Source organism: Paenibacillus methanolicus (assembly GCF_008124765.1).
GTDB lineage: Bacteria > Bacillota > Bacilli > Paenibacillales > Paenibacillaceae > Paenibacillus_Z > Paenibacillus_Z methanolicus.
On record NZ_VNHS01000018.1, the window covers coordinates 33263 to 56774 of the forward strand.

The following is a 23512-nucleotide window of genomic DNA, read 5'->3' on the forward strand; positions in this document are numbered from 1 at the left end:
GATGCGGATTTGTTTAATTGCGGAAGGCTCCTATCCCTATATTACAGGCGGCGTGTCAAGCTGGATTCATTCCCTCATCACCAACATGCCGGAGCACGAGTTTGTAATTATCGCCATTGCGGCCGAAACGAGTCAAAAAAGCCGGTTTAAATACACGCTCCCCGACAATCTGGTGGAAGTGAAGGAGATTTTTCTCGACAGTTACTTGAATGAATCGGGCGAATGGGGCCATCAGTTCCGGCTGTCGGACGAGCAGCGTTCAGCCGTCCGCTCGCTGCTGGGCGGCGATGGCCACGTGCAGTGGAGCGGGATCTTCGAGCTGCTCCGGTCGCCGCAAATGAAAGCGGCCGCGGATTTTCTGATGAGCCGGGATTACTTCGATATTCTGAGCGAGCTTTGCGCGGAAAAATATGTCCATGTCCCGTTTACCGAAATTTTCTGGACTGTTCGATCCATGGTGCTGCCGCTTTTTCTCACGATCCGAAGCGATATACCTGAAGCCGATCTGTATCATAGCGTCTCTACCGGCTATGCGGGGGTCATCGGCGCGTTGGCCAAATTTCTGTATCGCAAACCGTTCTTTCTCACCGAGCACGGCATCTACTCCCGGGAACGGGAAGAAGAAATCATTAAAGCAGACTGGGTGAAGGGTTACTTCAAAGATCTATGGATCGATTATTTCTACCGGCTATCGGAAGCGGCGTACGGCATGAGCGACGAAGTCATCACCCTATTCAACCGTAACCGCGAAATCGAGATTGAAATCGGGTGCGAGGCCGAAAAGATTCGGCTCATTCCAAACGGCGTCAACGTTACCGACTACGCAAGCGTGGCAGGGATGCCCGTCCAAACGGACGGCAAGCTTCGAATCGGAGCCATCGTTCGCATCGTTCCGATCAAAGATATCAAAACGATGATTCAGGCCTTTGCGCTCGTGAAGCGGGAGCTCCCCGAAGCGGAATTGTACATTATGGGCCCCGCCGAAGAAGATCCGGAGTATTTGCTTGAATGCCGGCAGCTTGTCGAATCCTTGCAGGTCGACGATATTATTTTCACCGGCGAAGTGAATATCCGCGAATATTTGGCCCGTATGGAAATCATTCTGCTATCCAGCGTGAGCGAAGGCATGCCGCTGGCTCTTCTGGAAGCGATGGCCGCCGCGAAGCCTTGCGTCGCCACGGACGTAGGCAGCTGTCGCGAGCTGATCTGGGGCCATGACGACGGCATCGGCCAATCCGGCTTCGTCGTGCCGGTCATGCATTATGATCAAATGGCGGCATCCGTGATCCAACTGGGAAAGAGCCGTTCCCTTCGGGAGCAAATGGGACGCAACGGTCTAGCGCGAGCGGAGAAACATTACGGCCGCGAGGCTTTTATCGCGAAGTACCGGGCGCTTTATCAAGCCTATGAGGAGGTAACCTAATGGCCGGCATCGGTTTTGAGCTCCGAAAACTGTTCCACGGCCGCGGCCTCATCAACCAGACCCAGGCCTATGCGTATTCCTCTCTGACCACGATCGGCCCCATGGTCGTCTGCATGGCCATGGTAGTTGCCATGCAGGTCATGATGTCGCGCTGGGACACGCCCTACTTGGAGCGGGAACTTTTTTTGACGACGCTCGTCTATGCGTTTATTTTCTCGGTGCTCATTACCGGCGGGCTTTCGATGGTGCTGACCCGATTTATTGCGGACATGCTCTTCGAGAAGCGCCATGAGCATTTGCTCTCCTCTTTCTACGGCGCGTGCGCCATCTGCCTGCCGATCGGCACCGTGACCGCCTGGTTGTTCTTGCGGGATGTGGACGCCGGCTTCGGCTATAAGACTGCGGCCTATTTCTTGTTCATGGAACTTATTCTGCTGCTGCTGCAAACCGTGCATTTATCGGCGCTCAAGAACTATAAGCGGATTGTCCGCAGTTTCGTCATCGGCACCGCAATTGCGGCAGCCGGCGCCTGGCTTCTCCTGCGATTTACGCCGTACGGCGGCGCCACAGGATTGCTGGTGATGATGGATATCGGTTTTTTCGTGAGCGTGCTGCTGGTTAACCGGCATTTCGAACAATACTTTCCGCCGAAGAACAACCAGATCTATTTCAGTTTTCTGTCTTACTTCAGCAAATATCCATCGCTCTTTTTTATCGGGACCTTTTTTTACGCGGGCGTTTACGTGCATACCTTCGTGTATTGGCTTGGTCCGGGTCATACCGTCATCGCGGACAAATATTTCATTGCGCCGTTTTACGATATGCCGGTCTTCTACGCCTATTTATCCGTCGTGCCGACGTTGGTGACATTCGTCGTCTCCGTGGAAACCACGTTCTACGAGAAGTTTCGAAGCTACTATGACAAAATTTTGCATGGCGGCACTTGGGCCGAAATTCGAGCCGCCCGCAAGCAAATGCAGCAAACGCTCATGCAAGAAATCGGCTTTATCATGGAAGTACAGTTGATTTTCACCGTCATTTCCATCGCGCTCGGCATTAAGCTGCTTCCGCTAATCGGCTTTACTATGGAGCAGCTCGATACGTTCAATATGCTGCTGGTTGGGTACTACCTCTTTATGATGTCCTTCGTCATTATGCTGCTGCTGCTCTATTTCGACGACCGCAAAGGCGTTCTTTATTTAAGCTCGCTCTTCGTGCTGCTGAACACCGGCCTATCGATCTGGACCATGCTGTCCGGACGGCACGGGCTCGGCATGTTTCTGGCGGCGCTCGTTACTTTGATTCTCACGCTATATCGGATGGTGACCTACGTGAATAACATCGATTATTATACCTTCTGCGCGCAGCCGATCGCGGCGAAGCCCCATACGAACGTATTTCGTCGATTGATGGGCAAGAAGACGGTCCTGCCGCTTTCGCTTGTCCTCGTCCTGCTCCTCTCCGCTTGTTCGAGCAAAACGCCCGTCGATACGGCACCGGAATCGACAACGGAGAACGCCGCGGCGAGCACCGCTTCAAGCGGCTTGAACGAAGACAAGAGGCTTTATGAACGGGACGAGGATACGTCGGTGATGGCGTTGTATATTACCGTACTCCCGGAAGACGACGATGTGCAGAACCCGCTCAGCTGGTATGCGCTCAACCGTATTTCCGGCATCATGGATACGGGCGAGTTGAAGGTCATCGTGCAGGAGGGATCCGCTGACGGGAGCGGACCAACGCCGGGCCGATTCGGCTATAACGCGGCGGAGGCCAACGGCAAAATTACGCTCCGGGGCAATACGGCCCGTTATGCATCCCAAAAGTCGTATAAGATCAAGCTAAACGATCAAGCGGGTCTATGGCAGGATCAACGTACGCTCAATTTGAATAAACACATTCTGGATTCCACGCGGATTCGCAATAAATTGAGCTTTGATATTTTCGAGACGCTGCCCAATATGACAAGCCTTCGAACCCAATTCGTCCATTTATACGTGAAAGACCGGTCGGAAGCGACCGCGAGTCAAAACGTGGGGTTCGAAGACTACGGTCTGTATACTCAAATCGAACAGCCGAACGAAAAGTTCCTGAAAAATCACTGGCTAGACCCCTATGGCCAATTATACAAAGTCAACATGTTCGAGTTTCTGCGTTATCCCGAAGCGCTGAAGTCCCAGTCCGATCCGGACTATGACAAGGCGATATTCGAGACGCACCTCCAAATTAACGGGCGGGAGGAACACGACAAGCTTCTTGCCATGCTTGACGACGTGAATGACGTATCGATCCCGATCAACGACGTGATCGAGGAGCATTTCGACCTAGATAACTACCTGACATGGCTCGCGTCCAACATCTTGATGGACAATATGGACACGGATGCGCAAAACTACTTTCTTTACTCTCCGCTTAATTCCAACACGTGGTATTTTTTGCCATGGGACTATGATGGAGGCTGGGAGCAGCAGCGCAAGGAAGGCGCGATCAGCGACTATGCCAATGGTCTCAGCAACTATTGGGGCGTTAAGCTGCATAACCGCTTCTTCCGCATACCCGCCAATGTCAAAAAGCTCGAGCAGAAGATGGACGAGCTGTACAAGTCCGTGCTAAGCGAAAACGCGATCGCCGCGAGAGTGGAAAGCTATCGCGCCGCGACGGAAGGTTATCTCGCCCGTAATCCGGACAAACAGTTCCTGCCGGTTCCGATTTCCCAGTTGGATCAGGACTACGCGAACTTATCGCGCGTGCCGGAGCGTTCGATTGCACGGTTCAAGGAAGATTTGCAGAAGCCAAAACCGTTCTTCCTAGGCGACTTGGAAACCGTCAACGGCAAACCGAGCTTCGTGTGGGACCCATCTTTCGACTTCCAAGGCGATGACATCACGTACGAGTGGACGCTCGCCAAAGATCCGGCGTTCATGCAAATTGTAGCTCAGCATCAAACCAAGGACACGACCTACGCGCCCGCTGCCCGCTTGGCACCCGGCACTTACTATTGGAGAGTCCTTGCAAAGGATCCGCAAGGCAACCAGCAAATCGCGTTCGATATCTTCTTCGATGACGAAGGCGACCACTATTACGGCGTCAGGGAAGTGCAGGTGAATTAGATGGAATTCATGGGCAAGAAGCTGCGCCACGAGCAAAAGTACTATCTTCACCCGCATGAATATCTCGCGATCCGGCAGCGCGTCTCGGCGATGCTGCCGATGGACTCGCACTCCCTAGGGCCGAATGGCTACGGAATTCGCAGTCTGTATTTCGACAATCCGCATGACAGCGCCTTATTCGATAAGGTGGACGGCATCTTCGGCCGGCATAAATACCGCATTCGGGTCTATAACGGCGAAGATCGCGTCATTAAGCTGGAACGAAAAAACAAATACGGCGAGTACGTAAATAAAGAGTCGGCCAGCTTAACGCGCGAGGCATACGACCGGATTTTGCTCGGGGACGCTTCCTTGCTCCAGGATCGACCGGAGAAGCTCGTCCAGGATTTCTACAGAGCGATCTGCCATCATGGTTATCGCCCGACGGCTATTGTCGATTACGAGCGCGAGGCATACGTCTATGAGACGGGCGACGTTCGCATCACGTTTGATAAGAAATTGGCCTCCGGCATCAACACGTACGATATGTTCGATCCGGCGCTTACGATGCTCGAAGCGCTTGAATCGACGAGGACGATTCTCGAAGTGAAATTCAACGAGTTTCTGCCCGAACCGATACGCCTTCTCGCCCAGCCGCATAACAGCATCCGTTCCGCCATTTCCAAGTACGTGATTTGCCGGGAAGTCGCCAAACGCCATTTCAAACGATAAAAGGGGAATCACCGTGGGAGAAACGACCAACTTTCAGGATTTATTCAAAAAAAGCATGCTTCATCTGGATGCGTTCCGCAGTATATCGTATATTGATATTCTGCTCGGACTCCTCTCGGCTTTCGGGATTGGCGTTTTCATCTTTTACATCTACAAGAAAACGTTTCGCGGCGTCGTCTATAGCTATAACTACAACGTGACGTTCGTGCTCATGACGATGATCACCGCGCTTATCATCATGACAATCAGCACCAATATCGTCTTGTCCCTCGGCATGGTCGGCGCGCTCAGCATTGTGCGTTTCCGGACAGCCGTGAAGGATCCGCTCGATATCGTATACATGTTCTGGGCCATCTCCGCCGGTATCGCTTCCGGCGCCAAACTGTATCCGGTCGCGATTATCGGCTCGATTGCCGTCGGCTTGGCGCTCGTATGGCTGTCCCGCAAAAAAATCCGCGAGATGCCGTACCTGCTTATCATTCGCCATACGGAAGACGCAACCGGCAGCGTACGATCGCAGCTTAACAAAATCAATCATACGCTCAAATCCAAAACGATCCGCAAAGACGTTGTCGAGATGACGGTAGAGATGCGGCTGCGCGACGACAATACCGCATTCGTTCACGATTTGTCGAGCACGGATGGCGTGCTTGATGTATCGCTTATTAATTACACGGGCGATTACGCACAGTAAGTTCGCCAAAAGATAGTAGACCCTTTGCTGATCCGAATCTTCGGTCATGCAAAGGGTCTTTGTTATGTATGTAGAATGCAGATTCAAAACCCAACCAACTCCGCGGTCCCCTTCACAACCCATCCCACCGGCGGCATGGCCGCGAAGACGCGCGGGTACTTCAGCTTTATCATGAGCACGACTCCTGGACGATCCAGCGTCACCTCGTAGTCGTAGGCCGCATTGCGATAGGTGTACGGAAAAGCGACATCGTCGTTAATCACCCGGAAGACGAGCACCTCGACCTTCTCCCGCCAATAACTGTCCGGCAGCGGATTCCCTTCCTCATCCAGCTCCAAATTCGCCTGAAGATAGAAGGCGGCTTCCCGGAGCGCCGCGTCCGGGTCGATGCGCAAGCGCCCTGCCGCGAGCGCCTCGGCGTCGACTTGCTGCGCGGCGGCATGCGCGGCGCGGTTGACGGCGTGCTTGCCGTGATACAGCGCCTTCATCGACGATTCTTCGTCCACCTGCAGCGCATGCGCATACATCCAGGAGGCGAGCATCAAGAGGATCCACAGCAGCTTGTACAAGGCGGAACCCCTCCTCCCTCATGCAAGCCGATTCCCGCCGCGTCCCTCATGGCACGTACTCGCTCATTTTCATGCCGCTTGCGCGGATGCGCGCGTCCCGCGAAGGCGGGGTCAGCCCGATCAATCGGTCAATCTCGAGCAGCCCTTCGACCGGGTAGGTCGCCGTCAGCGAAAGTCCGACGCCGCGCGGAAGCGGCGATGCCGGATTCGTGCCGGCCGCCCCGTTCGTCGCGGTGATCTCGAATTCAACCTCGCCCGGCGTTAGCCCGAACCCGGCCAGCCTGATCCGCGACGCATCCAGCATCGCTTCGTCGATGTAGCCGTATGTACCGCTCGCGCCCACCTCCAGCAGATAATCCACCTCTTGCTGGAGCACGGCCTGTCGGACGATGAGCACATGCCGGTAGATGGGCGAGAACATGCTCCAGCACATCGTCGCCGCGAACAAGACGAATACTAATATGGACTTCACGGACTAATCCTCGCAATTGAATCGCTCATCCTGCGCCCGGATTCCGCCAAACGTTCGTTCGTCCCTTCTTCTCCGCCGGTCGTGCTCATGTACATCGTGACGACGACGATGATGAGCAGCATCGACATCAGCATGGCGCGCATGGCGACTCCTCCTCTCTAGACAGCTATCGTTACGGGTTAATGGCGCCGATTCGCGCGTTCGCACCGTTGCCTTGCGTCTCGATCCGCGCCTGCGTGCCCGTCGAGTCGCTGGCGACGATGCCGTTAAAGAGCAGCACCACCACGACCAGCATCATGACGGTAATCAAAATGTTCCTCATGCTTTCCACCTCCAGAATAGAATAGGACTAACATTAATTCATCGAATCGAACAACTTCTGCCCCTCGCGCACCCATGGGTAAATAAACACCTGGAACGTATACATGATCGGAATGCCGGCAAGCACGAACAGCACGTAGGAGGACGATTCCTTCCGGCTTTCCTTCGCCAGCTCCAGCTTCTCCTTGTAATCCTTGATCCGCTCGCGCAGCAGATCGTAATACTGCTCGCTCTCGTGCAGCCGCAGCGAATCGATCGTCTCGGCGAAGCTTAAGCCTTCCTCCGTGCCCAGACGGAGCTTGAACCGCCGCAGAGCCCCTTCGGCGTCGTGATACCATTCGCCGAGCAGCTGCTGCAGCTCCCCACGCATCGTCTTCGTATAAGGCACGCAGCGCATCAGCTTGGCATGAATGTGAAGCGAGGAACCCGCTAAATAGAGCAGCTGATTGCTGACGACATAAATTTCGCTGGTCATCCTCTCCGCCCGAAGCCGCCGGAACATGTCCAGCAGCGGCAAATCCCACAGCAGCGCCAGAACGGAAGCGGCAAGCAGGGCCGGCAGCACGGCAGGCGGAATCGCCATGCGGACCAGCGGGATCCGAGCCGCGAGGCAAATCAACAAACCAAATATCGGAACGAACGCAAAATACCCTCTCCGCAGCAAAACGTACCACCCGGCGTCCCACGTCATCCCGCAGCCGGCGAGCAATCGTTCTCGCTCCTTGAACACGGCGTCCTCGCGCGTCAGTCTGGCGATCCGCAGCCAAGCATCCGGTACTTGACGGCTGTTCAGCCGCGCCGCGAGCAAATGAACGAAGCGCGGCGGCCGTGCAAGCGCGGCCCGCAACAAGGCGTACGCAAACGCGAAGCCAAGAACGTATTGTCCCGCGAGCGCCAGCCACATGACGACTCGCGCCATTCCGTCCGTCACCGTTCTCCACCTGCCTTCGTCATAATTTCTTCCTCGAGAGCCATAACCCCATCAAGAACGAGACGAACATGAGGACGACCGCGTTCAAGATTAAATCCCGGCCCTTCGGATCGCTCACGTAATACAAGTAGGCATTATCCGGGTTATAGCGAAAGTTGATGTACATGAACAGCGCCAAGAACAGCACGGGCGTGAAGTTCGCCATCCGAATCTCCAGCAGCTTGTTGCGCTCCTGTTGATTGGCGCGTCTGGCCTTGCGCATATCGCCGATCAAGTCCTTCAAACTGTCCGTGATCGGATATCCTTCCGCAAGACCCGCCCGCACGATTTGGATGAAATAATCCGCCCAAATGTGGCCGAGCGAAGACGCGAATATGCGCAGGCTGGCCTCGTCATCGCCGCGCACGGACAAATTCCGGTACAGCTGCTCGAACACCAGCTGCATCGGGCCGAGCAGGCGCTTCTCTTCCACGGTTCGATGAAGCGCGGCGCGGATATGCCGGCCGCCGTTCATGAGGCAGCATTGGTAGAACAGCTCGACGGCCGGCAGAAAATCGGCGCGCGTCTGCATTCGCCTGTGCATAAGCATCGTCCAGAGTAAAGTGTACGGCAGCGCGGCAAGCATGACCGTCAGCAGCAGCGTGCCTTTCACGCCGTGAAACAACGTGACGCCGAATACGAGACCGGCCGCGAACAGCAGCGCCGTCACGCCGAACACCGCTTCGGGCGTAACGCCGAGCGACAATGCCTCCAGCATTTCGTCCACGTGGCGATACGGCCGCTCGGCTCGCCGGAGCTGCCGGACGAAACGGGCGCCCAGCTTGTTCTCGCGCCGGTGAGCAAGCCGGTTGTGAATAACCGAGCGGGTGGACAACGCATGAAGGACGATGCCGAACGATAGCCCTAGGAGAAGAAACAAGACCGTCCAAAGCAAGATTAGCTTGATGCTCATCGACGCCCCTCCCCCGCCGTATCGGGAAAACTCGCCGCGTATTCATCCAAACGACGCAACGCCCGGTCGGAAAGTCCCTCGGGATATCGCCAATCCCCCATGCCCTCGTCGAACGCGGCCAAATCCCTTACGCAAACCGTCCCTCCTTCATAGCCGATCTCCGCCAGTCGACCTACTCTCCGCTTGCCTCCGGATAGCCGCATCTCGATCCCGATCTGCGTGACGTATTCGGCGATCCGCTTCGTCAGCCGCTCCGGGTTCATCGCCCGTCCATCCAGCATGCACATATCCGTAATCGCTTCGGGCACGTCCTCCAGCGCGTTGGCATGCACCGTCGTCATGCTCCCTTGATGTCCGCGCGTGCAAGCTCGTACATAGATATTGGCATCTTCGTCCCTAATTTCGGCATGAATAATGCGTTCGGGAGACTGCCGCAGCGCGAGCTTGAATGCCTGGGGCGCGCGGTGCAACGCGTCCTCTTCGTCCGTCTCGTATTCGACCGCGTTCTTGCTCGGGAAATCGCGCCGCAGCATCAACTCATGTCGGCTCTCGATCGTAATGAGCCGTTCCTCGTCCGGAAGCTCGCCGATGAGCGCCTTCATCAGATGCGTCTTGCCCGAGTTCGTCGGACCGATCAGAACGAGATTGAATCTCGCCTTCAGAATCGCCGCCAGCATCTGCCGAACCGTCTCGTTCATCGTGCCGTATGCGGGCTCGCACAACGACGTCAGGTTGTATTCCCGAGCCGTGTAGAATCGCAGCGTCAGCGTCGGCTGAGAGGTGAAGCCAAAGCCGGTCATCGTCACCCGCGTACCGTCGCGCAGCATGACCTCCGCCCATCGTTTGCGCGGGTTGATGCGGTCATTATTGTATAACACCAGATTTTGCTGGATGCGTTCCACGTCGCGCTCGGCGTCGAACCCATACGCGGACAATCGGCTTATGCCGCCGCGAACCTCGAAGATCCGCGTACCGACGACCTGAATTTCCTCTAGTCCATCGCGCTGCCGCAGTACCAGCTCTAGCACGCTCAGCCCGATGACTTCCGCGAATAGGGCCTCGGCCAGCGAACCGTAAGGATGATCGTAGCCGGCGATTTCATGGGCGCGCTGGCGCAGCAGCCGGTCGGCGATGACGGCCAGAATCTGCTCCCGCTCTTCGGCGTATCCGAGCACGGCCCGGTTCAATCGCTCGTTGTACGCGCGCTTCTCCTCTTCCGTCTCGCCCCGAGGCATCGCCAAGTAAGTCCTCACGTCCTCGGCCAGACGCTGAAAATCCCGCTGCCCCTTCGCTTCCAGTTCCATGCCGCCCTGCTCCTGCGCGTCTTCCATCCGAAGTTGCGCGGAGAACGCGGCCGGCGAGAATCGCGCCTGCCCCGTCATGACAGACTCTTCCCGCTACGGTGCGCGACAAGCCGTTTGTACCAAGGCTGAACCGCCATCATCGGCCGCCGCTTGAGGCCGTGCCTAGCCGCGAGCACTCCCGCTTCGGCCGCCATCGCCGTCCGCCCATGCTCGTCGTGGGCCAGCCATTCGTCGATCTTCCCGCTGTCAAGCGCCCCCAGCAGCGACGGATTCACTTTGAATTCTCCCATTAGAGACACTCCCATCTCTTTGCATATATCCTTGGTCTGGTAACCGGCGCCCATGCCGGGCTGCCGAACAACGAGCGCCTCGTATGCATCGCCTGGTATGCCGAACAACGCCGATAGCTGCTTCGCCCAACGCTGGCCATCCTCTTGAAAGTGGGACAGCGCCGGCGTCGTGGTCAACACCCGCGTATGCGCGCGCCTCAGCGTACACACCGTAGCCGCGTTGTCCCAGTAGGCACCCACATCCGCGATGACGATGTCGAACGCCGCATGCGCGTTCTCCAGCAGATGATCGATCTCCTCGGGCCGATAAAACTCCGCCTGATCCCGCATCGTATTGCCGAACAGCACATGGAGCGCGGCTCCCCGAACTTGAAGCATCGATTGCGCCAGCTTGCCGGGCGTCAGCGACAGGCTTCGAAGCTCCGGCCGCAGATCGTCCAGCGCCACGACCGGCCCGTCGATGCCGAGATACCGGTGAATCTTGGCGCTCTTCAGATTGAGGCATAAGTACCCGACGCGCCCTTGATACGACTCCGCCAACCGATACGCCGCCGAGAAGGCCGCGAGCGTCGTCCCGATATTCGGCGTCGTCCCGACGAAAGCCGCAAGCGTGGATTGCGTGCTCATGGCCTCTCCCCCTGCTCCTCCACCGCCAGCGAATCGGACGAGAACGCGATGACCAACTTGCGTTCTCCCGCGCGGCAGAGCGCATCGAGCTCCAGCCACTGCGCTTCGGTCAAGTTCAAGTTAACCGCGTCGATCGCGCCGTTGGCGCTGCGCCTGGAAGCGTACATATTCTCGAGATCCCCCTCCGCCATGGCGAATAAATGCGGGTTATCCGGATCATCGATCTCGACGTTCGCCGACGTGCGGACCGAAGCCACGGTGACCGCCTCCGCGAACAGCCTCCGCGTATCCGCGTCCTTACCGGTGGCGTAAAGGAACACCTTGTCACCCGCGCGGATGCCGCTTGCGACCGAGAGAACGTACTCCTTCGGAATTTGAAACGTCGATTCCGTCTTCCCGGGCAGCAGACGGTAGCGATCGAACTTCCAAGCCAGCATCGGCTCTTGCTGGCCGAGCGGGACGACAGACTCCATGCCGATCACTTCGCCTACGTCGCGAATCATGTCCGCCCGATAGGAAGCTTTCGCGATGGGGATCGACTCCACCATTTCCGCCGTTACTTGTTCGCCAGCCGGAATGAAACGTTTCGGCACGACGACCGCGATCGTCTCCTGGAAGCGGATTTGCCGCAGCTGCAGCATATAAATGCCGTAGACGAGCAGGGCGGACAGCGCCGCGGCCGTCACCGCAATGGTCGCGTTGCGTTTTCTGTTCATGGGTCGCACCTCTTTCGCGCGGACGGTTATATGCGGCAACAAAAAAAGAACGCAGCCGGGCACATCGCCCTGCATGCGTTCTTCGCATAACCGTTCGCTATTTATTTCGTTGAAATTTGAATTCATCATAGCAGACAACGCAAGTGCTGTCTATATATGGAACTCAAAATTTGTCATTATTTGTTCTTTCATGCAGCATTGCTCATCTAGTCGCCGCTATACTCAAGCCCGCGCAGCACATAGGCAATCGTGTCCTCGATATCCGCCATGGGGTCGCAGGGCTCGCCGCTTAGGATCGGGGTGAAATAGTTCCGCTGCTTGTGGAATAAAATATTGCCGAGCACCGTCATCAGCGTATGATCCAGCGAGCGGAACCGGTAGACGCCCTTCTCCCGGCCCTCGCGCAGCATCTCTTTCAGTTGGAGCCAGACCGGGTTCGCGTTGCGCCGGATAACCTCAATCCTGGGCGAGTTGAGCGCGATCTCCTGATTTAACAGGATGATCATCTCCGGTTCCTCCCGTTGGAAGAGCATCACTTCCCGGATAATCGTACGCATCCCCTCGACCGGATCATGCTGCGTTCGGGCGAATTCGGCGATTCGCGCATGCGGGAAGAATGTCTCGAACAGCGCCTGAAACATATTTTCCTTCCCGCCGAAATGGTAGGATACGAGCGCGACGTTCGCGCCCGCTTCCTCGCAAATTTGGCGCACGCTCGTGCCCTCGTAGCCCTGCTCCGCAAACAATCGCTTGGCCGCCTTCAGCAGCCGCATCTTCACATCGGGTTCTTCCGCTCGCATTCCGCTCTCCTCCTGTTGCTAATATTATGAACGGGCGGAGGTCAGATTGGCAAGCACGTCCCGTAGGGGCGAATCAAGCCGCTTTCGCGGGAGCCAGCTGAGGAGCGGGGCCTTTGCGAAGCGCCACTGCACCCGCCCCGAGCAGCAGCGACGCCGCCGCGATGACGATCAAGCCGAGCACAGCGCCGCCCGCGCCCGGTCCGCCGAACAGCAAATCCATCAGCCCTTCCACCGCATAGGTCGCCGGGAAAACGACGCTGATCGCGTGGTAGAAGTCCGGCAGCAGCTCGCGCGGCATCATCGCGCCGGAGGAGACGAGCTGAATCGACAACATGATGATATTGAACAGCATGCCGCCCATGCCGAACAGCAGCAGGAACAGCTGGGCGAGGAACATGAACGTCAGCACGAACAGCGCCTGGAATCCCCACATGGCCAAGAAGCCGTGGCTGGATTGTCCGCCGAGCGCGAGCACGAGCGACGACCCGACCAGCGACACGATGACCGCCGCGCCCACGTTGATGATACAGCGGGCGGCAAAACGCTGCCAACGTCCGAAGGAACCGGCCAGCATCATGGACGACTGCTGCATGTTCATCCCGAGCAGCATCGAACCGACGTACGAGGCCAGCACAAGCATCATCGGCACCATCTGGTTGTTCATCCCGTCGACGACGTTCGAGTATTGAATATCCGAGGTTACCCGCTCCGACAGCGCGCTGGCCGCGCCTGCCGCCTGCTCGGCAGGGAATTTGGCTCCTGTCAGCACCGCCTGCACGCCTTGCGTCACGGCGAATTTGTTCACCGTCGACGTAATTTGGGCGGCCATGGAATTCATGACGCTCTTGATCATCTGCGGATTCGATTCGTTAATATAATATTGAATGGCCGCTTTGCCCTCCTGCGACGACGCGGAAGTGCTGAAATCCGCCGGAATCGTCACGACCATCTGCAGCTCGCGGTCGTTCAGCATGCGCGCAGCTTCTTCTTCCGCCGCGACCGTGAGCGTCGTCACCGGCAGCGACTGCTTGAGCTGCTCCGCGATTTGCGGTCCCATCTTCGTATCGAGCGCCACGATCCCTACGTTCAACTGCTTCAACCGCTCGGGATCGGACACCCCGCTATAGCCCGTCATCCAAATCACCGCGAAAATGACCTGGAACATAAGCGCCGTGATGATGCCCACCTTAGTCGTCGGCTTGCTTAAAAACGCCTTCAGTACGTTTCCCATTCGTGCTCCCACTCCTCTTTTACAATCGCTTAAACATTTGTTTTAAACAACCGTTTTAAATGTCTGTTTTGCTACTATAGCGCCGGGCGGCTTGTCTTGTCAACCTGCGGTCCCGACCCCCTTGCTGCTACTACTAGGAACAACGCAATCATAGTTATTAGGGGATATCTACTCCTATTCCCAGTTAGAACGCAACTTTATGCTTCTCGATCCCGTACAACAACAGGATTAGACAGAATGGAGGGATGAAAGTTGCAGCTGGTGATCGACCAGATTGTGAAGAAGTTTGACGACAAGAAGGTGCTCGACGGTGCGGCATTCTCCTTTGACAAGGGCAATATTTACGGTCTGCTGGGACGTAACGGGGCAGGCAAAACGACGTTATTCAATTGCTTGAGCGGAGAGATGAAGATGGATGGGGGCGGAGCCTTCCTGGAGGAGAACGGGACCCGACGCTCACTTGGCGAGAACGACGTGGGCTACGTCCATTCCCTTCCGATCCTGCCTGAATTTTTAACCGGCTACGAGTTTATCCGCTTCTTCATGGATATTAACCGGAATAAGCTGGCGGGCGGCCCGAGCATCGACGAGTACTTCGACCTTATGCGCATGACCAAGGATGACCGGCACCGTTTGATCAAGAGCTATTCGCACGGTATGAAGAACAAGGTGCAGATGCTGCTGTTCTTCATTACCAAGCCGCCTGTTATCCTGCTCGATGAACCGCTGACGTCGTTCGATGTCATCGTGGCCCTGGAGATGAAGCAGTTGCTGCGGGAGATGAAGCAGGATCATATTCTGATCTTCTCCACCCACATCCTGCAGCTCGCCTCCGACCTGTGCGACCGGCTGGTCGTGTTGAACAACGGCCAATTATCGGATGTTCCGGCCGAGCTGCTGGGCAGTCCCGCGTTCGAACAAAGCATTGTCGAGCTGCTGAAGGATGATGATCATGTTCCAAATCATTAATACGATACGGGCCATTCGTACGTCTTCCGGTGCGAACCGCCTCATCTATTACGCGCAAAAGCTTCCTTTGGTCGGGAGCCGTATTCGAGACACCGCTTACTCCAGCTTGAGGGTCAAGCGCTCGGCCGCTGTCGTTCTGCTCATCCTCAGTATACTCTGGGGCTTCTCTACGAGATTGGCCTATGTGGGCCTGCTGTTGTATTGGCCGGTAATCACCTTCGGCGGGCATCTTACCACAGACGAGCAATACGGGTTGTTTCTACATAGCTTCTGGATGATCAGCTTTATCGTGGCGGGCATATCCAGCGCCAAAGTCCTGGAGCCTAAGCGCGATAAATATATCGCGGTTAAGCTCATGCGCATGCCGGCCGCCAATTATATGCGAAGCCTGCTTACCTATCATTACGCGACATTCTTTATCTACTCGCTGCCTGCGATGCTGATCTTCGCGCCACTGCTTGGCGCCTCCTACCTCGAATCGATTCTACTGACGCTATTGCTGACGTTATGGAGAATCTTTGCCGAATATGGGCATCTGAAGCTGTTCGACCGCACCGGCCTCGTGCTTATCCGCCGCACCGGCCTCGTATGGATCGTCATCATCCTTGGCTATCTGGCCGCTTATATGCCGCTGTTCTTCAACGAGGCGCTGGTCGTCGGACCGCTGCTGCTTAAGCTTCCCGTCGTTCTTGCCATCTTGCTACTCGGCCTCTTGGGGACGGTGCAGCTTGCCCGTCACCGGGATTACCGCAGCGCCGTAGACGCCGCGGCCAAGAGAGACGATCCGCTGCTCGATATCGGGCGCATGATGAGCGAAGCCCAGAAGAGCAGCGTCCAGACCGCAGACGGCGACTACTCGCTGACCGTCGTGCATCGGCAAGAACAGCCTCGGCGCAGAGAAGGCTATCATGATCTCAACCATATCTTCTTTGAGCGACATCGCAGCTTGATCCGCAAGCCTGTCTATCTGCGGGCCGCCTTAATCGGCGGAATCGGAGCGGTCGCTGCCATCGTGTTGGCGCTGTTCGGAGAGCAGTTCCAGTTCCCGACGCCCGAACTTGGCACAATTATTCCGATTCTCGCCTTGGCGATGAACCTTCTTCTCCTTGGCGAGCGGCTGTGCAAGGCGATGTTCTATCATTGCGATCTTAGTCTGCTGCGCTACAGCTTCTATCGAAGAGAGGCCAGCTTGCATTTTCGCATACGTTTGTTTCGGCTAACGCTTCTCAATCTATGGATCGCCGGGGTGCTAGGGGCTGCGCTCACTTTGATTTTTGGGGTTTACGGCGCATCCTTCGCCTGGCCGGACATGCTCCTGCTCTGGGGAAGCATCCTATCGCTGACGGTATTCTTCTCGGTGCATCATCTGTTCATGTACTATATCTTCCAGCCGTTCTCGACTGAATTAAACATGAAGAATCCGTTCTATTTCATCCTCGGCGCAGCCGTTTCGGGAATGATCGGAGCCGCGATCGTCACCCGTCCCCCTGCGGGAGCATTCACGCTGACGGCAGCGATCGCTGCCGCCGCGTATCTCGTCCTCGCCCTGATTCTCGTCCCAAAAATAGGCCATCGAACGTTCCGCGTCAAATAACGTCGGATGCGTCCGCCAAGAAAGCCTCGCTGCATGGTAGCGAGGCTTTCTATCCTTTTGTTCGGATTACTCCTGCGGATTCTATGATTGGGAAAACAAAACGGACTGCAGGTCATGCCTGCAGTCCGTTTTGGGTATGAGGGCCTTCATATCCCGATCGGTTCGCTTATGCCTGCGTCTTGTGCAGCAGGTTATACAGCACCTGAGCCGCTTCCGCGCGTGAAGCTTTATTCAGCGGCGCGAAACGCCCGTCCTTGCTTCCGTTCATGAGGCCGGACTTCACCGCGGCATCGACGTCCTCGAGCGCCCACTTGCTGATGGACGTCGCATCCGCAAAGCCGGACGCCTGCGCTTGGCCGCCGGTTGCCTGGCCGCCTTGCTTCTCATGGACACGGGCGATCAGGACCGCCATCTCTTCGCGCGTAATCGTCTTGTTCGGCTCGAACTTGCCCGTTCCGGTGCCTTCGACCATGCCGTTCGCGTATGCGGCCGAGACGGCATCGGCATACCAGCTGCCCGTTTGGATGTCGCTGAACGGCGATGGGCCGCTTGCTTCGAGGCCGAATTGTCTAACGACCATCGTCAGAAACTCCGCGCGCGTTACCGCCGCGTTCGGGCCGAATTTGTCGGCCGCTACGCCTTCCACGACATGCTTGGCCGTCAGCTCTTGCACGGCGCGCGATGCCCAGTGGGCGGCCGGAAGGTCGGCGTAGTTCTTCGCGTACGAGAAGACGCCGTATTGGCTAAAGTGCGAAACTTCCGCCGTAATCGTCGTTCCCTGCACAGTGCCGCCGATATATTCGACCGTGCCGTTGTCCGCGATGTAGTAAATGCCCGAGAGGCCAACATCCGCGCCGGCCGCCAGCTGAAGCTGGAGAGTGATCGGCTTGGCGAACGCGCTGAGCGGCTTCGTCTTGCCGTCGGCCAGCATAACCCCGAGCGTCAGCTCCAACACTTGGCCCTGCGGCGCCATCTGAGCGCCGGGATCCTTCGCCTTCGCGATCGCGGCAGCCGCTTCGCTGTCGGACAGTTGGCTGACGCCGAGCGTGATGGAAGCCTTCGCGTCCGAACCCGCCAGCGTCGACAGCGCGCTCAATACCTCGGACGGAATCGTCACCGTGCCGGAGGACAGCTTGATCGCGAGGGCGTTGCTGCCCACGGTTTGCGTCGCGCCAATCGGAAGCACGATCTGCGCGTCGGCGATAGAAGCTTTGCTCGCGTCGAGCGCGGCAATGCCGTTAACCGGAGCCGCGATGTCGGTCAGCTTGAACTCCACCTTGCCAGCTCCCGCATTCGTCGGGGTCGACGGCGCCGGGGCCGATGGGACGTATGGGGTCGACGGAGTCGGCGTCGTTTTGGCGATATTCGTGATACGGCCTTTCAGGCTGGCCGTAATCGTGCCTTTCTTAAAGATCTTCAGCACGTAGTTATAAAGCGCATCAATATCCGTACTGCCGGCGGCCGGATTTTTGCCCTCAAGCAATACTTTGTAGTTATCGCCGCCCGCTGCCATGAAATTGTTCACGACAACCGTATACTCGGCCGTATCCGTAATCGGCGTGCCGTCCTCTTTCGCGAGCGACACGACCCGATCCGCGATCGGCTTGTTGAAGTCCGCGGTATATTTCAGACCCGAGATTTGAAGCGTCTTCGTGTCGGAATCGGCCGCGCCCCACTGCTGCTGAAGCAGCTTTTTGACCTGCGCACCCGTCAGCGTCATCTTCACCAATTGGTTGCCAAACGGCTGTATGCGGAACAGATCGGAATATTTCACGTCGCCCTTCGGCAGGTCCGCGCGGATGCCGCCCGGGTTCATGAACGCGAAATCCGTGCTCATGGAATCGCGCATCGCGTCGGCGATCAGGTTGCCGAGCTCGGTTTCTTGCGTATAGGCATTTGCCTTCGCGTACGCTTTATCCGCGCTTCCGACCGGCTGCGAAAGCTCCGGATGACGCTCCAGCGAAGCTTGAATAATCGCATTCGACGCCGCATCCGGGGTTACGCCCTCTTGTTTGACGTCGACGATCGTCGCTTCCTTCTTCACGATGTCGTGCGTCTTCGGATCGATCTCCAGATTGACGTCCGCGAACGCCGTGCCGTACGAATAAGCCTGGAATACGAGCTTGTTATCGACGGAGCCGTTCACTTTGGCATGATTGTCGCCCGCGAAAATCACGTCGACTTCGTCATCCACCGCGTTGGCCAGATCGGCCGCTTCGCCCGTGATCGCCCCCGTCGTGCTGTTCTGGGAAGCCGGGTCATGCGCAAGGACGACGATCGCCTTCACGCCCTGCTCCTTCAGTTCCGCTACCGCCTTGTTCACGACCGGCGCCTGCGCCACGATATTTACCGGCTCGAGCGCGGCCGGGGACACTTTGCTTGGCGTCAGCATCGTCACGACGCCGATGAAGCCGATTTTCTCGCCGCCGATTTCCTTGACCACATAAGGCGCGATCAACGGTTTGCCCGTCTCCTTGACGATAACGTTGGCGCTGACATACTCAATGTCCGTTTTTTCATGCGTGATTTTGGTATTCACCGGATCGACGCCGCCGTTGAGCTGCGCCAGCAGCGCCGGCACGCCTTGGTCGAATTCATGATTGCCGAGCGACGCGACGTCGAAATCGAGCAGCTTCAAGAAATCGAGCGTCGGCTTGTCCCGGTCAAGCGCGGATACCGGCGAGCTTGCGCCGACGGCATCGCCGTTGTGGACGAGCAGCGTGTTCGGATTCGTTTGCTCCAACTTCTTCAGGTACGTCGCCAGGTAAGCGGCGCCGCCTACCATGCTTTCGCCCACTTTAGTAGAGTAGTCCAGCTGACCGTGGAAATCGTTGATCCCCAAGAGCTTCACTTTCACATTCTGCGCTTTCATGTCAAGCTTGTAGACTTGGAAGCCCTTTGCATCCGTCTGTTCCGTCGCTGTAATATTCGGGTTGGCCGCCAAATATTCTTTCGCGGACGGCGAGGACGTAAAGGTCACGTTCACGTCAGCTGCAATCGGCGCGATCGACCAGTTTTTGTCCGCGGACGGGTTGATCGTCTTCTGCTCCGTAATATAGTCCATCAGCACTTGACGGTTCTCGTCTGCGGAATCCACCACGAGCGTCGAGCCTTTCACGCCCGGGAAGTTGCCGCCGCCGCTGACGCGGTAGTTGTTGCTGACGACGATGAACTCTTGGTTCGGGTCAATCGCTTTGCCGTCAAACTGCAAGTTGACGATCCGGCTGGAAGTCGCGTCGTTGACCGTGCCGTCCGTTTTGTATTTCGCCGGCTTCGTCACATCAACTTGGTAGGTCACACCGTCGATGACGTCGAAATTGTAGACCGGAAAGGACGAGTTGAGCAGCGCTTGATCGCTCGTCTTGGACGTGTCGATCTGATTGAACATGCCAGCGGACATCTCCAGCCACTCTTTCACGACGGAGCCTTTCACCTTGACCGCCTTCAGCGTGTTGTCGTACAAATACAAGTCACTGGCGCTCTTGATGGCCAGACCGCCCTGTTTAATGTCGGTGTACTCCGCCGGGCCGTTGCGTCCGGCCTTGAACGGCGCGCCGACGGACAGAATCGGCAGATTTTTATCCGGCGAGTTCTTCTCGTTCAGCACCTTCTGCACGTACCACTTCTGTGCCGCGGTCACGATTTGCACGGACGGGTCGTCCTGGACGAGCGCAAAGTAGCTGTAGATTGGCGCCGTCGTCGTGCCGATCGCCTGGTTCGCGTACACCTTCGTGGCCGCATGCTCGTCCTTGATCGCTTCAACGATCGCCGGATCCGCGTCGACCAGCGGCTTCTTATTGACGCTATCGTAGATTGCTTTGGTCGAAGACTGTGAGTTCTTGACGACCCACTTGCCGTCCTGCTTCGTCAGCGTCAGGTCGATGATGCCCAGGTTGGCGCCGCCGAAGCCGGCTTGCACGGCCGCTACGCCGTTGATCGTGCCTTTGGCGTTATCTACGCCGGGAAGCGGATTGCCGCTTGCATCTTTGAAGAGCGCATCTAAAGCAGTTACGCTGGCAGCCGGAAACACTTTGTGCGTGTGCGAGAACGTAATCGCGTCGATGCCGTCCACTTCGCTAAGCGGGTAAATGGCATCCTCGGCGCCCGATCCGGCCGTGGCCGCTTTGTTAAAGCCGGAGTGCGTCAGCGCGACGATAATGTCAGCGCCTTCGGCTTTCATTTGCGGCACGAACTTCTGGGCGGTCGCAACGATATCCTTCGCAATAACTTTGCCCTCGAGATGCGCTTTATCCCAGTCCATGATTTGCGGGGTTACAAGGCCAAGGAAGCCGATCTTTACCGTTTGGCTTTGTCCGTTCTCGTCGGTAAAGGTCTTCTCCAGGATTTTGTAAGGCTGATATTGATTCTGGTCGTTATCCGGATTGTTGTCGTGGTCATCGACGTAGACATTCGCATTCACGTACGGGAAAGCGGCGTCATCGATCGCCTCATCCAGATAAGTTAGACCATAGTTAAACTCGTGGTTACCGAAGGTGGCGATATCGTAGCCCATTATGTTCATCGCCTTGTAGGCCGGGTGAACCTGCCCGTCTACAAGCGGCTTCACCTTCGCCATATAGGTGCCGAGCGGCGTGCCTTGCAGCAGGTCGCCGTTATCGACCAACAGCGCGTTCTTCACTTCGGCGCGCGCTTGCTTGACGAGCTCGGCCGTTTTGACGATACCGACGGTCTCCACCGCCGCGTCCTTATAATAGTCGTAGTTCATAAAGTTGGTATGAACGTCCGTTGTTTCCATGATGCGAACTACGAGATCGGCACCGTTCTCCGCCGCGGCAGTCGCTTCGCCCGTCGAGGCCCCAGCTGCAGGCTCCGCCGCCCCAAGCTCCAGCGCCGTCTGCGCGCGTACCGGCGTCGTCACGTATGGCGATGCCAAAAAGCCGGCGAGAAGGGAAGCTGCCACCGCGGACCGCGTCATTCTCTTCTGTATCAATCTCATTTCCTAGTAATCCACCTTTCGTATGATCTACAGGAAATATAACAGAAATATTGTAAAGCCCAATTTAAGAATTCGTGCAGATGAAGTAAAGGCGCTCGTCCCCTATTTCGGCGCACTGCGAACAGCAAGATCAGAGAACAAAAGGTGCATTTGGAATTAGAAGGAATTGAACATTGGTTCAAAAATAGGTGGTTTTCTAACAAATTCAGGTTGATTTAGGCCATCAACGTTTAAAGTCATGAATATTTATGCGTCCGATTCATTAATGCTTTTGTTGATTCTAAACATTTCGTAAAGGCCCGCCACGCGATCAAAAGCCGTACATACAAGCGCCGAATGTTCGAAACCATCCGTCCGAAGTCGTACGCCCGACGGCCCGCCTCAATATTAGCTCTCCGCAGCTCGCCTGAAGCATCGTAGGCATACTCCATAAATGACAAGAATAATGACAATGTCATCTCAAATAACCCCTTGCCGAACTAGGAACGATATGGCAAAATAGGTTCCGTACGGAAGCTCTACGCCTCGGCTTATCGCTCTGCATAGTACTTCGCAATCTGTGAACTCCGGCTTTATGCCTACGGCACGACATTCACCCAACGTGTTTTTCCTTTCGGGAATTCCTTCGATCGACGATACCGCGCTTCAATTTAAGCTGCATGGACCGCGTATTTCCGCGCCAATTTGCTGACTGCCCCATTACTGCATCAATAGCATGCCTTCGATCCCATCGCTCGAATCCTCTCATCCCCATCATTCAAGCCAAACAAGGTTGCGATTAGGATTCCCCTGAACTTGCGAAACCACTGTCAAATCCTTCATAACAATCCCGAACCCAGAAAAGTCACGGCCTCTCTCTTTATTGCGAATCTATCGGTTTCACGGCCCGCGCACGGCCCCATCCGGTGTCTTTCGCATGCAGATCGTTCCCGATGTGTATCCGAAAGGATCAAAGGATCCCCCTCCTCCAGGCAATCAATGGCGTCCATGTCCTCCGCGACGGCGGTGCCGTCCTCGCGAAGGCTATCCGGCATGCGGCGTACCAGTGATTCATAAATTACAATCGAAAAGGAATGATCCCCCATGAAAAAAGGTACCACGATGTTGACCGCGCTTCTCCTTGCTTCCGCCATCGCCCTTCCCGCCGCTTCCGCCGCAACCGAACCGGCCCCGGCCGCCGCGCCAGCCAAAACGGTTGCAACCAAGCTGCTGACCGATGGCGCCTTCGCCGCGCTTCAAGTCGGCAATAAGGTGTCCGTCCACGACGAGAAAGGCCAGCTGTTCCAAACGAACGGCAAGTTCCATAACGGCACGCTGAAGGATTTGATCGTGGTCGAATACGGCCCGATGCCGGTGCCGATGGTCGTCGTCCAGAACAAAGGCGAGCTGCTCGTGTTCAGCGACCTGTGGCCGGAATTCGCGAAAGGCAAAGAAAACAACAATTTCGAAGAATATTTCTGCGGCCGCATTCTGACCAAAGCGGCGAATAAATACGTCACGCGCACGGGTCATCACTTCGCCCAGCAAGTCGGGGGCAAAGTCGAGGTGTACACGGCCAACGATTTCGGCGATTTGAAGAAGGGCCACCACAAATCGTTCGAAGTGACGGGCAAGCTGAGAGGTCTGCTCCTGTTCGACTGCTGCCCGTATGCGGTGATCGAGAACGCGGACGGCACGGTCGGCATCTACCACGCCGCGGAGAATGGACCGGCGCAGATTACGACGGTGAATCTGTCTTAGTTCCTCGTCGCTCATCCGCGCATCGGTTGGACAATAACGCAATAGAGGACCGGAAGGCGCGCTTCCGGTCCTCTATTGCGTTCTGATCCGCCGCTCCCCCG

The 23512-nt window shown here is 56.7% G+C and carries 19 protein-coding genes; 7 read left to right on the top strand and 12 right to left on the bottom strand.

Annotated elements, in window-relative coordinates; all coding sequences use genetic code 11:
- Position 1: 1 nt before the first annotated feature.
- From pelF to BCM02_RS32810, 4 genes are read left to right on the top strand one after another with little or no spacing between them, the layout of a single operon-like run.
- The gene (pelF, locus tag BCM02_RS32795) at positions 2–1423 is read left to right on the top strand and encodes a GT4 family glycosyltransferase PelF (protein WP_148933348.1); all 1422 of its coding nucleotides are present in this window, start codon (positions 2–4) and stop codon (positions 1421–1423) included.
- The gene (gene pelG, locus BCM02_RS32800; RefSeq protein WP_148933349.1) at positions 1423–4533 is read left to right on the top strand and encodes an exopolysaccharide Pel transporter PelG; all 3111 of its coding nucleotides are present in this window, start codon (positions 1423–1425) and stop codon (positions 4531–4533) included. Before pelF ends, pelG begins: the two co-directional genes overlap by 1 nt.
- Positions 4534–5244, top strand: a complete 711-nt coding sequence (locus BCM02_RS32805) for a polyphosphate polymerase domain-containing protein (protein WP_148933350.1) — start codon at positions 4534–4536, stop codon at positions 5242–5244. It begins immediately after the preceding gene.
- Positions 5245–5257: 13 nt separating this feature from the next.
- Positions 5258–5938 (top strand): DUF4956 domain-containing protein, encoded by a 681-nt coding sequence (locus tag BCM02_RS32810; RefSeq protein ID WP_246183662.1) that lies wholly within the window; start codon positions 5258–5260, stop codon positions 5936–5938.
- Positions 5939–6021: 83 nt separating this feature from the next.
- Here BCM02_RS32810 and BCM02_RS32815 read toward each other — a convergent pair whose 3' ends face one another.
- The 11 genes from BCM02_RS32815 to BCM02_RS32855 form a co-directional block, all read right to left on the bottom strand.
- Positions 6022–6507, bottom strand: a complete 486-nt coding sequence (locus BCM02_RS32815) for a hypothetical protein (protein ID WP_148933351.1) — start codon at positions 6505–6507, stop codon at positions 6022–6024.
- A gap of 46 nt (positions 6508–6553) precedes the next feature.
- Positions 6554–6979: a hypothetical protein gene (locus BCM02_RS32820; protein WP_148933352.1), complete on the bottom strand. Its 426-nt coding sequence runs from the start codon at positions 6977–6979 to the stop codon at positions 6554–6556.
- Positions 6976–7122, bottom strand: coding sequence for a hypothetical protein (locus tag BCM02_RS35575; RefSeq protein WP_187434542.1), 147 nt, complete (start codon positions 7120–7122; stop codon positions 6976–6978). The genes BCM02_RS32820 and BCM02_RS35575 overlap by 4 nt, the downstream gene beginning before the upstream one ends.
- A gap of 29 nt (positions 7123–7151) precedes the next feature.
- The gene (locus BCM02_RS35580) at positions 7152–7301 is read right to left on the bottom strand and encodes a hypothetical protein (protein WP_187434543.1); all 150 of its coding nucleotides are present in this window, start codon (positions 7299–7301) and stop codon (positions 7152–7154) included.
- A 33-nt stretch (positions 7302–7334) separates the two neighbouring features.
- A complete protein-coding gene (locus BCM02_RS32825) occupies positions 7335–8231 on the bottom strand; it encodes a hypothetical protein (protein WP_246183663.1) in 897 nt (298 codons plus the stop codon).
- A gap of 19 nt (positions 8232–8250) precedes the next feature.
- The gene (locus BCM02_RS32830; RefSeq protein WP_148933353.1) at positions 8251–9183 is read right to left on the bottom strand and encodes a type II secretion system F family protein; all 933 of its coding nucleotides are present in this window, start codon (positions 9181–9183) and stop codon (positions 8251–8253) included.
- The gene (locus BCM02_RS32835) at positions 9180–10565 is read right to left on the bottom strand and encodes an ATPase, T2SS/T4P/T4SS family (RefSeq protein WP_148933354.1); all 1386 of its coding nucleotides are present in this window, start codon (positions 10563–10565) and stop codon (positions 9180–9182) included. The genes BCM02_RS32830 and BCM02_RS32835 overlap by 4 nt, the downstream gene beginning before the upstream one ends.
- Positions 10562–11404: a CpaE/TadZ family protein gene (locus tag BCM02_RS32840; RefSeq protein WP_148933355.1), complete on the bottom strand. Its 843-nt coding sequence runs from the start codon at positions 11402–11404 to the stop codon at positions 10562–10564. The genes BCM02_RS32835 and BCM02_RS32840 overlap by 4 nt, the downstream gene beginning before the upstream one ends.
- Positions 11401–12120 (bottom strand): CpaB family protein, encoded by a 720-nt coding sequence (locus tag BCM02_RS32845; RefSeq protein ID WP_148933356.1) that lies wholly within the window; start codon positions 12118–12120, stop codon positions 11401–11403. The genes BCM02_RS32840 and BCM02_RS32845 overlap by 4 nt, the downstream gene beginning before the upstream one ends.
- Positions 12121–12326: 206 nt before the next feature.
- Positions 12327–12920 (bottom strand): TetR/AcrR family transcriptional regulator, encoded by a 594-nt coding sequence (locus tag BCM02_RS32850; protein WP_148933357.1) that lies wholly within the window; start codon positions 12918–12920, stop codon positions 12327–12329.
- Between the two features lie 73 nt (positions 12921–12993).
- Positions 12994–14151, bottom strand: a complete 1158-nt coding sequence (locus tag BCM02_RS32855; RefSeq protein ID WP_148933358.1) for a YhgE/Pip domain-containing protein — start codon at positions 14149–14151, stop codon at positions 12994–12996.
- A 261-nt stretch (positions 14152–14412) separates the two neighbouring features.
- On the opposite strand from BCM02_RS32855, the gene BCM02_RS32860 reads away from it, so the two are divergent.
- A complete protein-coding gene (locus BCM02_RS32860; protein WP_246183667.1) occupies positions 14413–15120 on the top strand; it encodes an ABC transporter ATP-binding protein in 708 nt (235 codons plus the stop codon).
- Positions 15104–16714, top strand: coding sequence for a hypothetical protein (locus BCM02_RS32865; RefSeq protein WP_148933360.1), 1611 nt, complete (start codon positions 15104–15106; stop codon positions 16712–16714). Before BCM02_RS32860 ends, BCM02_RS32865 begins: the two co-directional genes overlap by 17 nt.
- 166 nt (positions 16715–16880) lie before the next feature.
- Here BCM02_RS32865 and BCM02_RS32870 read toward each other — a convergent pair whose 3' ends face one another.
- Positions 16881–21671 (bottom strand): bifunctional 2',3'-cyclic-nucleotide 2'-phosphodiesterase/3'-nucleotidase, encoded by a 4791-nt coding sequence (locus BCM02_RS32870; protein ID WP_148933361.1) that lies wholly within the window; start codon positions 21669–21671, stop codon positions 16881–16883.
- Between the two features lie 1083 nt (positions 21672–22754).
- Here BCM02_RS32870 and BCM02_RS32875 point away from each other — a divergent pair.
- Positions 22755–23411, top strand: a complete 657-nt coding sequence (locus BCM02_RS32875; RefSeq protein ID WP_148933362.1) for a hypothetical protein — start codon at positions 22755–22757, stop codon at positions 23409–23411.
- Positions 23412–23512 lie beyond the last annotated feature (101 nt).

Bases quoted from the DNA above. Each gene is read 5' to 3' on its own strand.
- pelF (WP_148933348.1), top strand. From the start codon at position 2: ATGCGGATTTGTTTAATTGCGGAAGGCTCCTATCCCTATATTACAGGC.
- pelG (WP_148933349.1), top strand. From the start codon at position 1,423: ATGGCCGGCATCGGTTTTGAGCTCCGAAAACTGTTCCACGGCCGCGGC.
- BCM02_RS32805 (WP_148933350.1), top strand. From the start codon at position 4,534: ATGGAATTCATGGGCAAGAAGCTGCGCCACGAGCAAAAGTACTATCTT.
- BCM02_RS35575 (WP_187434542.1), bottom strand. From the start codon at position 7,122: ATGCGCGCCATGCTGATGTCGATGCTGCTCATCATCGTCGTCGTCACG.
- BCM02_RS35580 (WP_187434543.1), bottom strand. From the start codon at position 7,301: ATGAGGAACATTTTGATTACCGTCATGATGCTGGTCGTGGTGGTGCTG.
- BCM02_RS32830 (WP_148933353.1), bottom strand. From the start codon at position 9,183: ATGAGCATCAAGCTAATCTTGCTTTGGACGGTCTTGTTTCTTCTCCTA.
- BCM02_RS32835 (WP_148933354.1), bottom strand. From the start codon at position 10,565: ATGACGGGGCAGGCGCGATTCTCGCCGGCCGCGTTCTCCGCGCAACTT.
- BCM02_RS32840 (WP_148933355.1), bottom strand. From the start codon at position 11,404: ATGAGCACGCAATCCACGCTTGCGGCTTTCGTCGGGACGACGCCGAAT.
- BCM02_RS32845 (WP_148933356.1), bottom strand. From the start codon at position 12,120: ATGAACAGAAAACGCAACGCGACCATTGCGGTGACGGCCGCGGCGCTG.
- BCM02_RS32850 (WP_148933357.1), bottom strand. From the start codon at position 12,920: ATGCGAGCGGAAGAACCCGATGTGAAGATGCGGCTGCTGAAGGCGGCC.
- BCM02_RS32855 (WP_148933358.1), bottom strand. From the start codon at position 14,151: ATGGGAAACGTACTGAAGGCGTTTTTAAGCAAGCCGACGACTAAGGTG.
- BCM02_RS32865 (WP_148933360.1), top strand. From the start codon at position 15,104: ATGTTCCAAATCATTAATACGATACGGGCCATTCGTACGTCTTCCGGT.
- BCM02_RS32870 (WP_148933361.1), bottom strand. From the start codon at position 21,671: ATGAGATTGATACAGAAGAGAATGACGCGGTCCGCGGTGGCAGCTTCC.
- BCM02_RS32875 (WP_148933362.1), top strand. From the start codon at position 22,755: ATGAAAAAAGGTACCACGATGTTGACCGCGCTTCTCCTTGCTTCCGCC.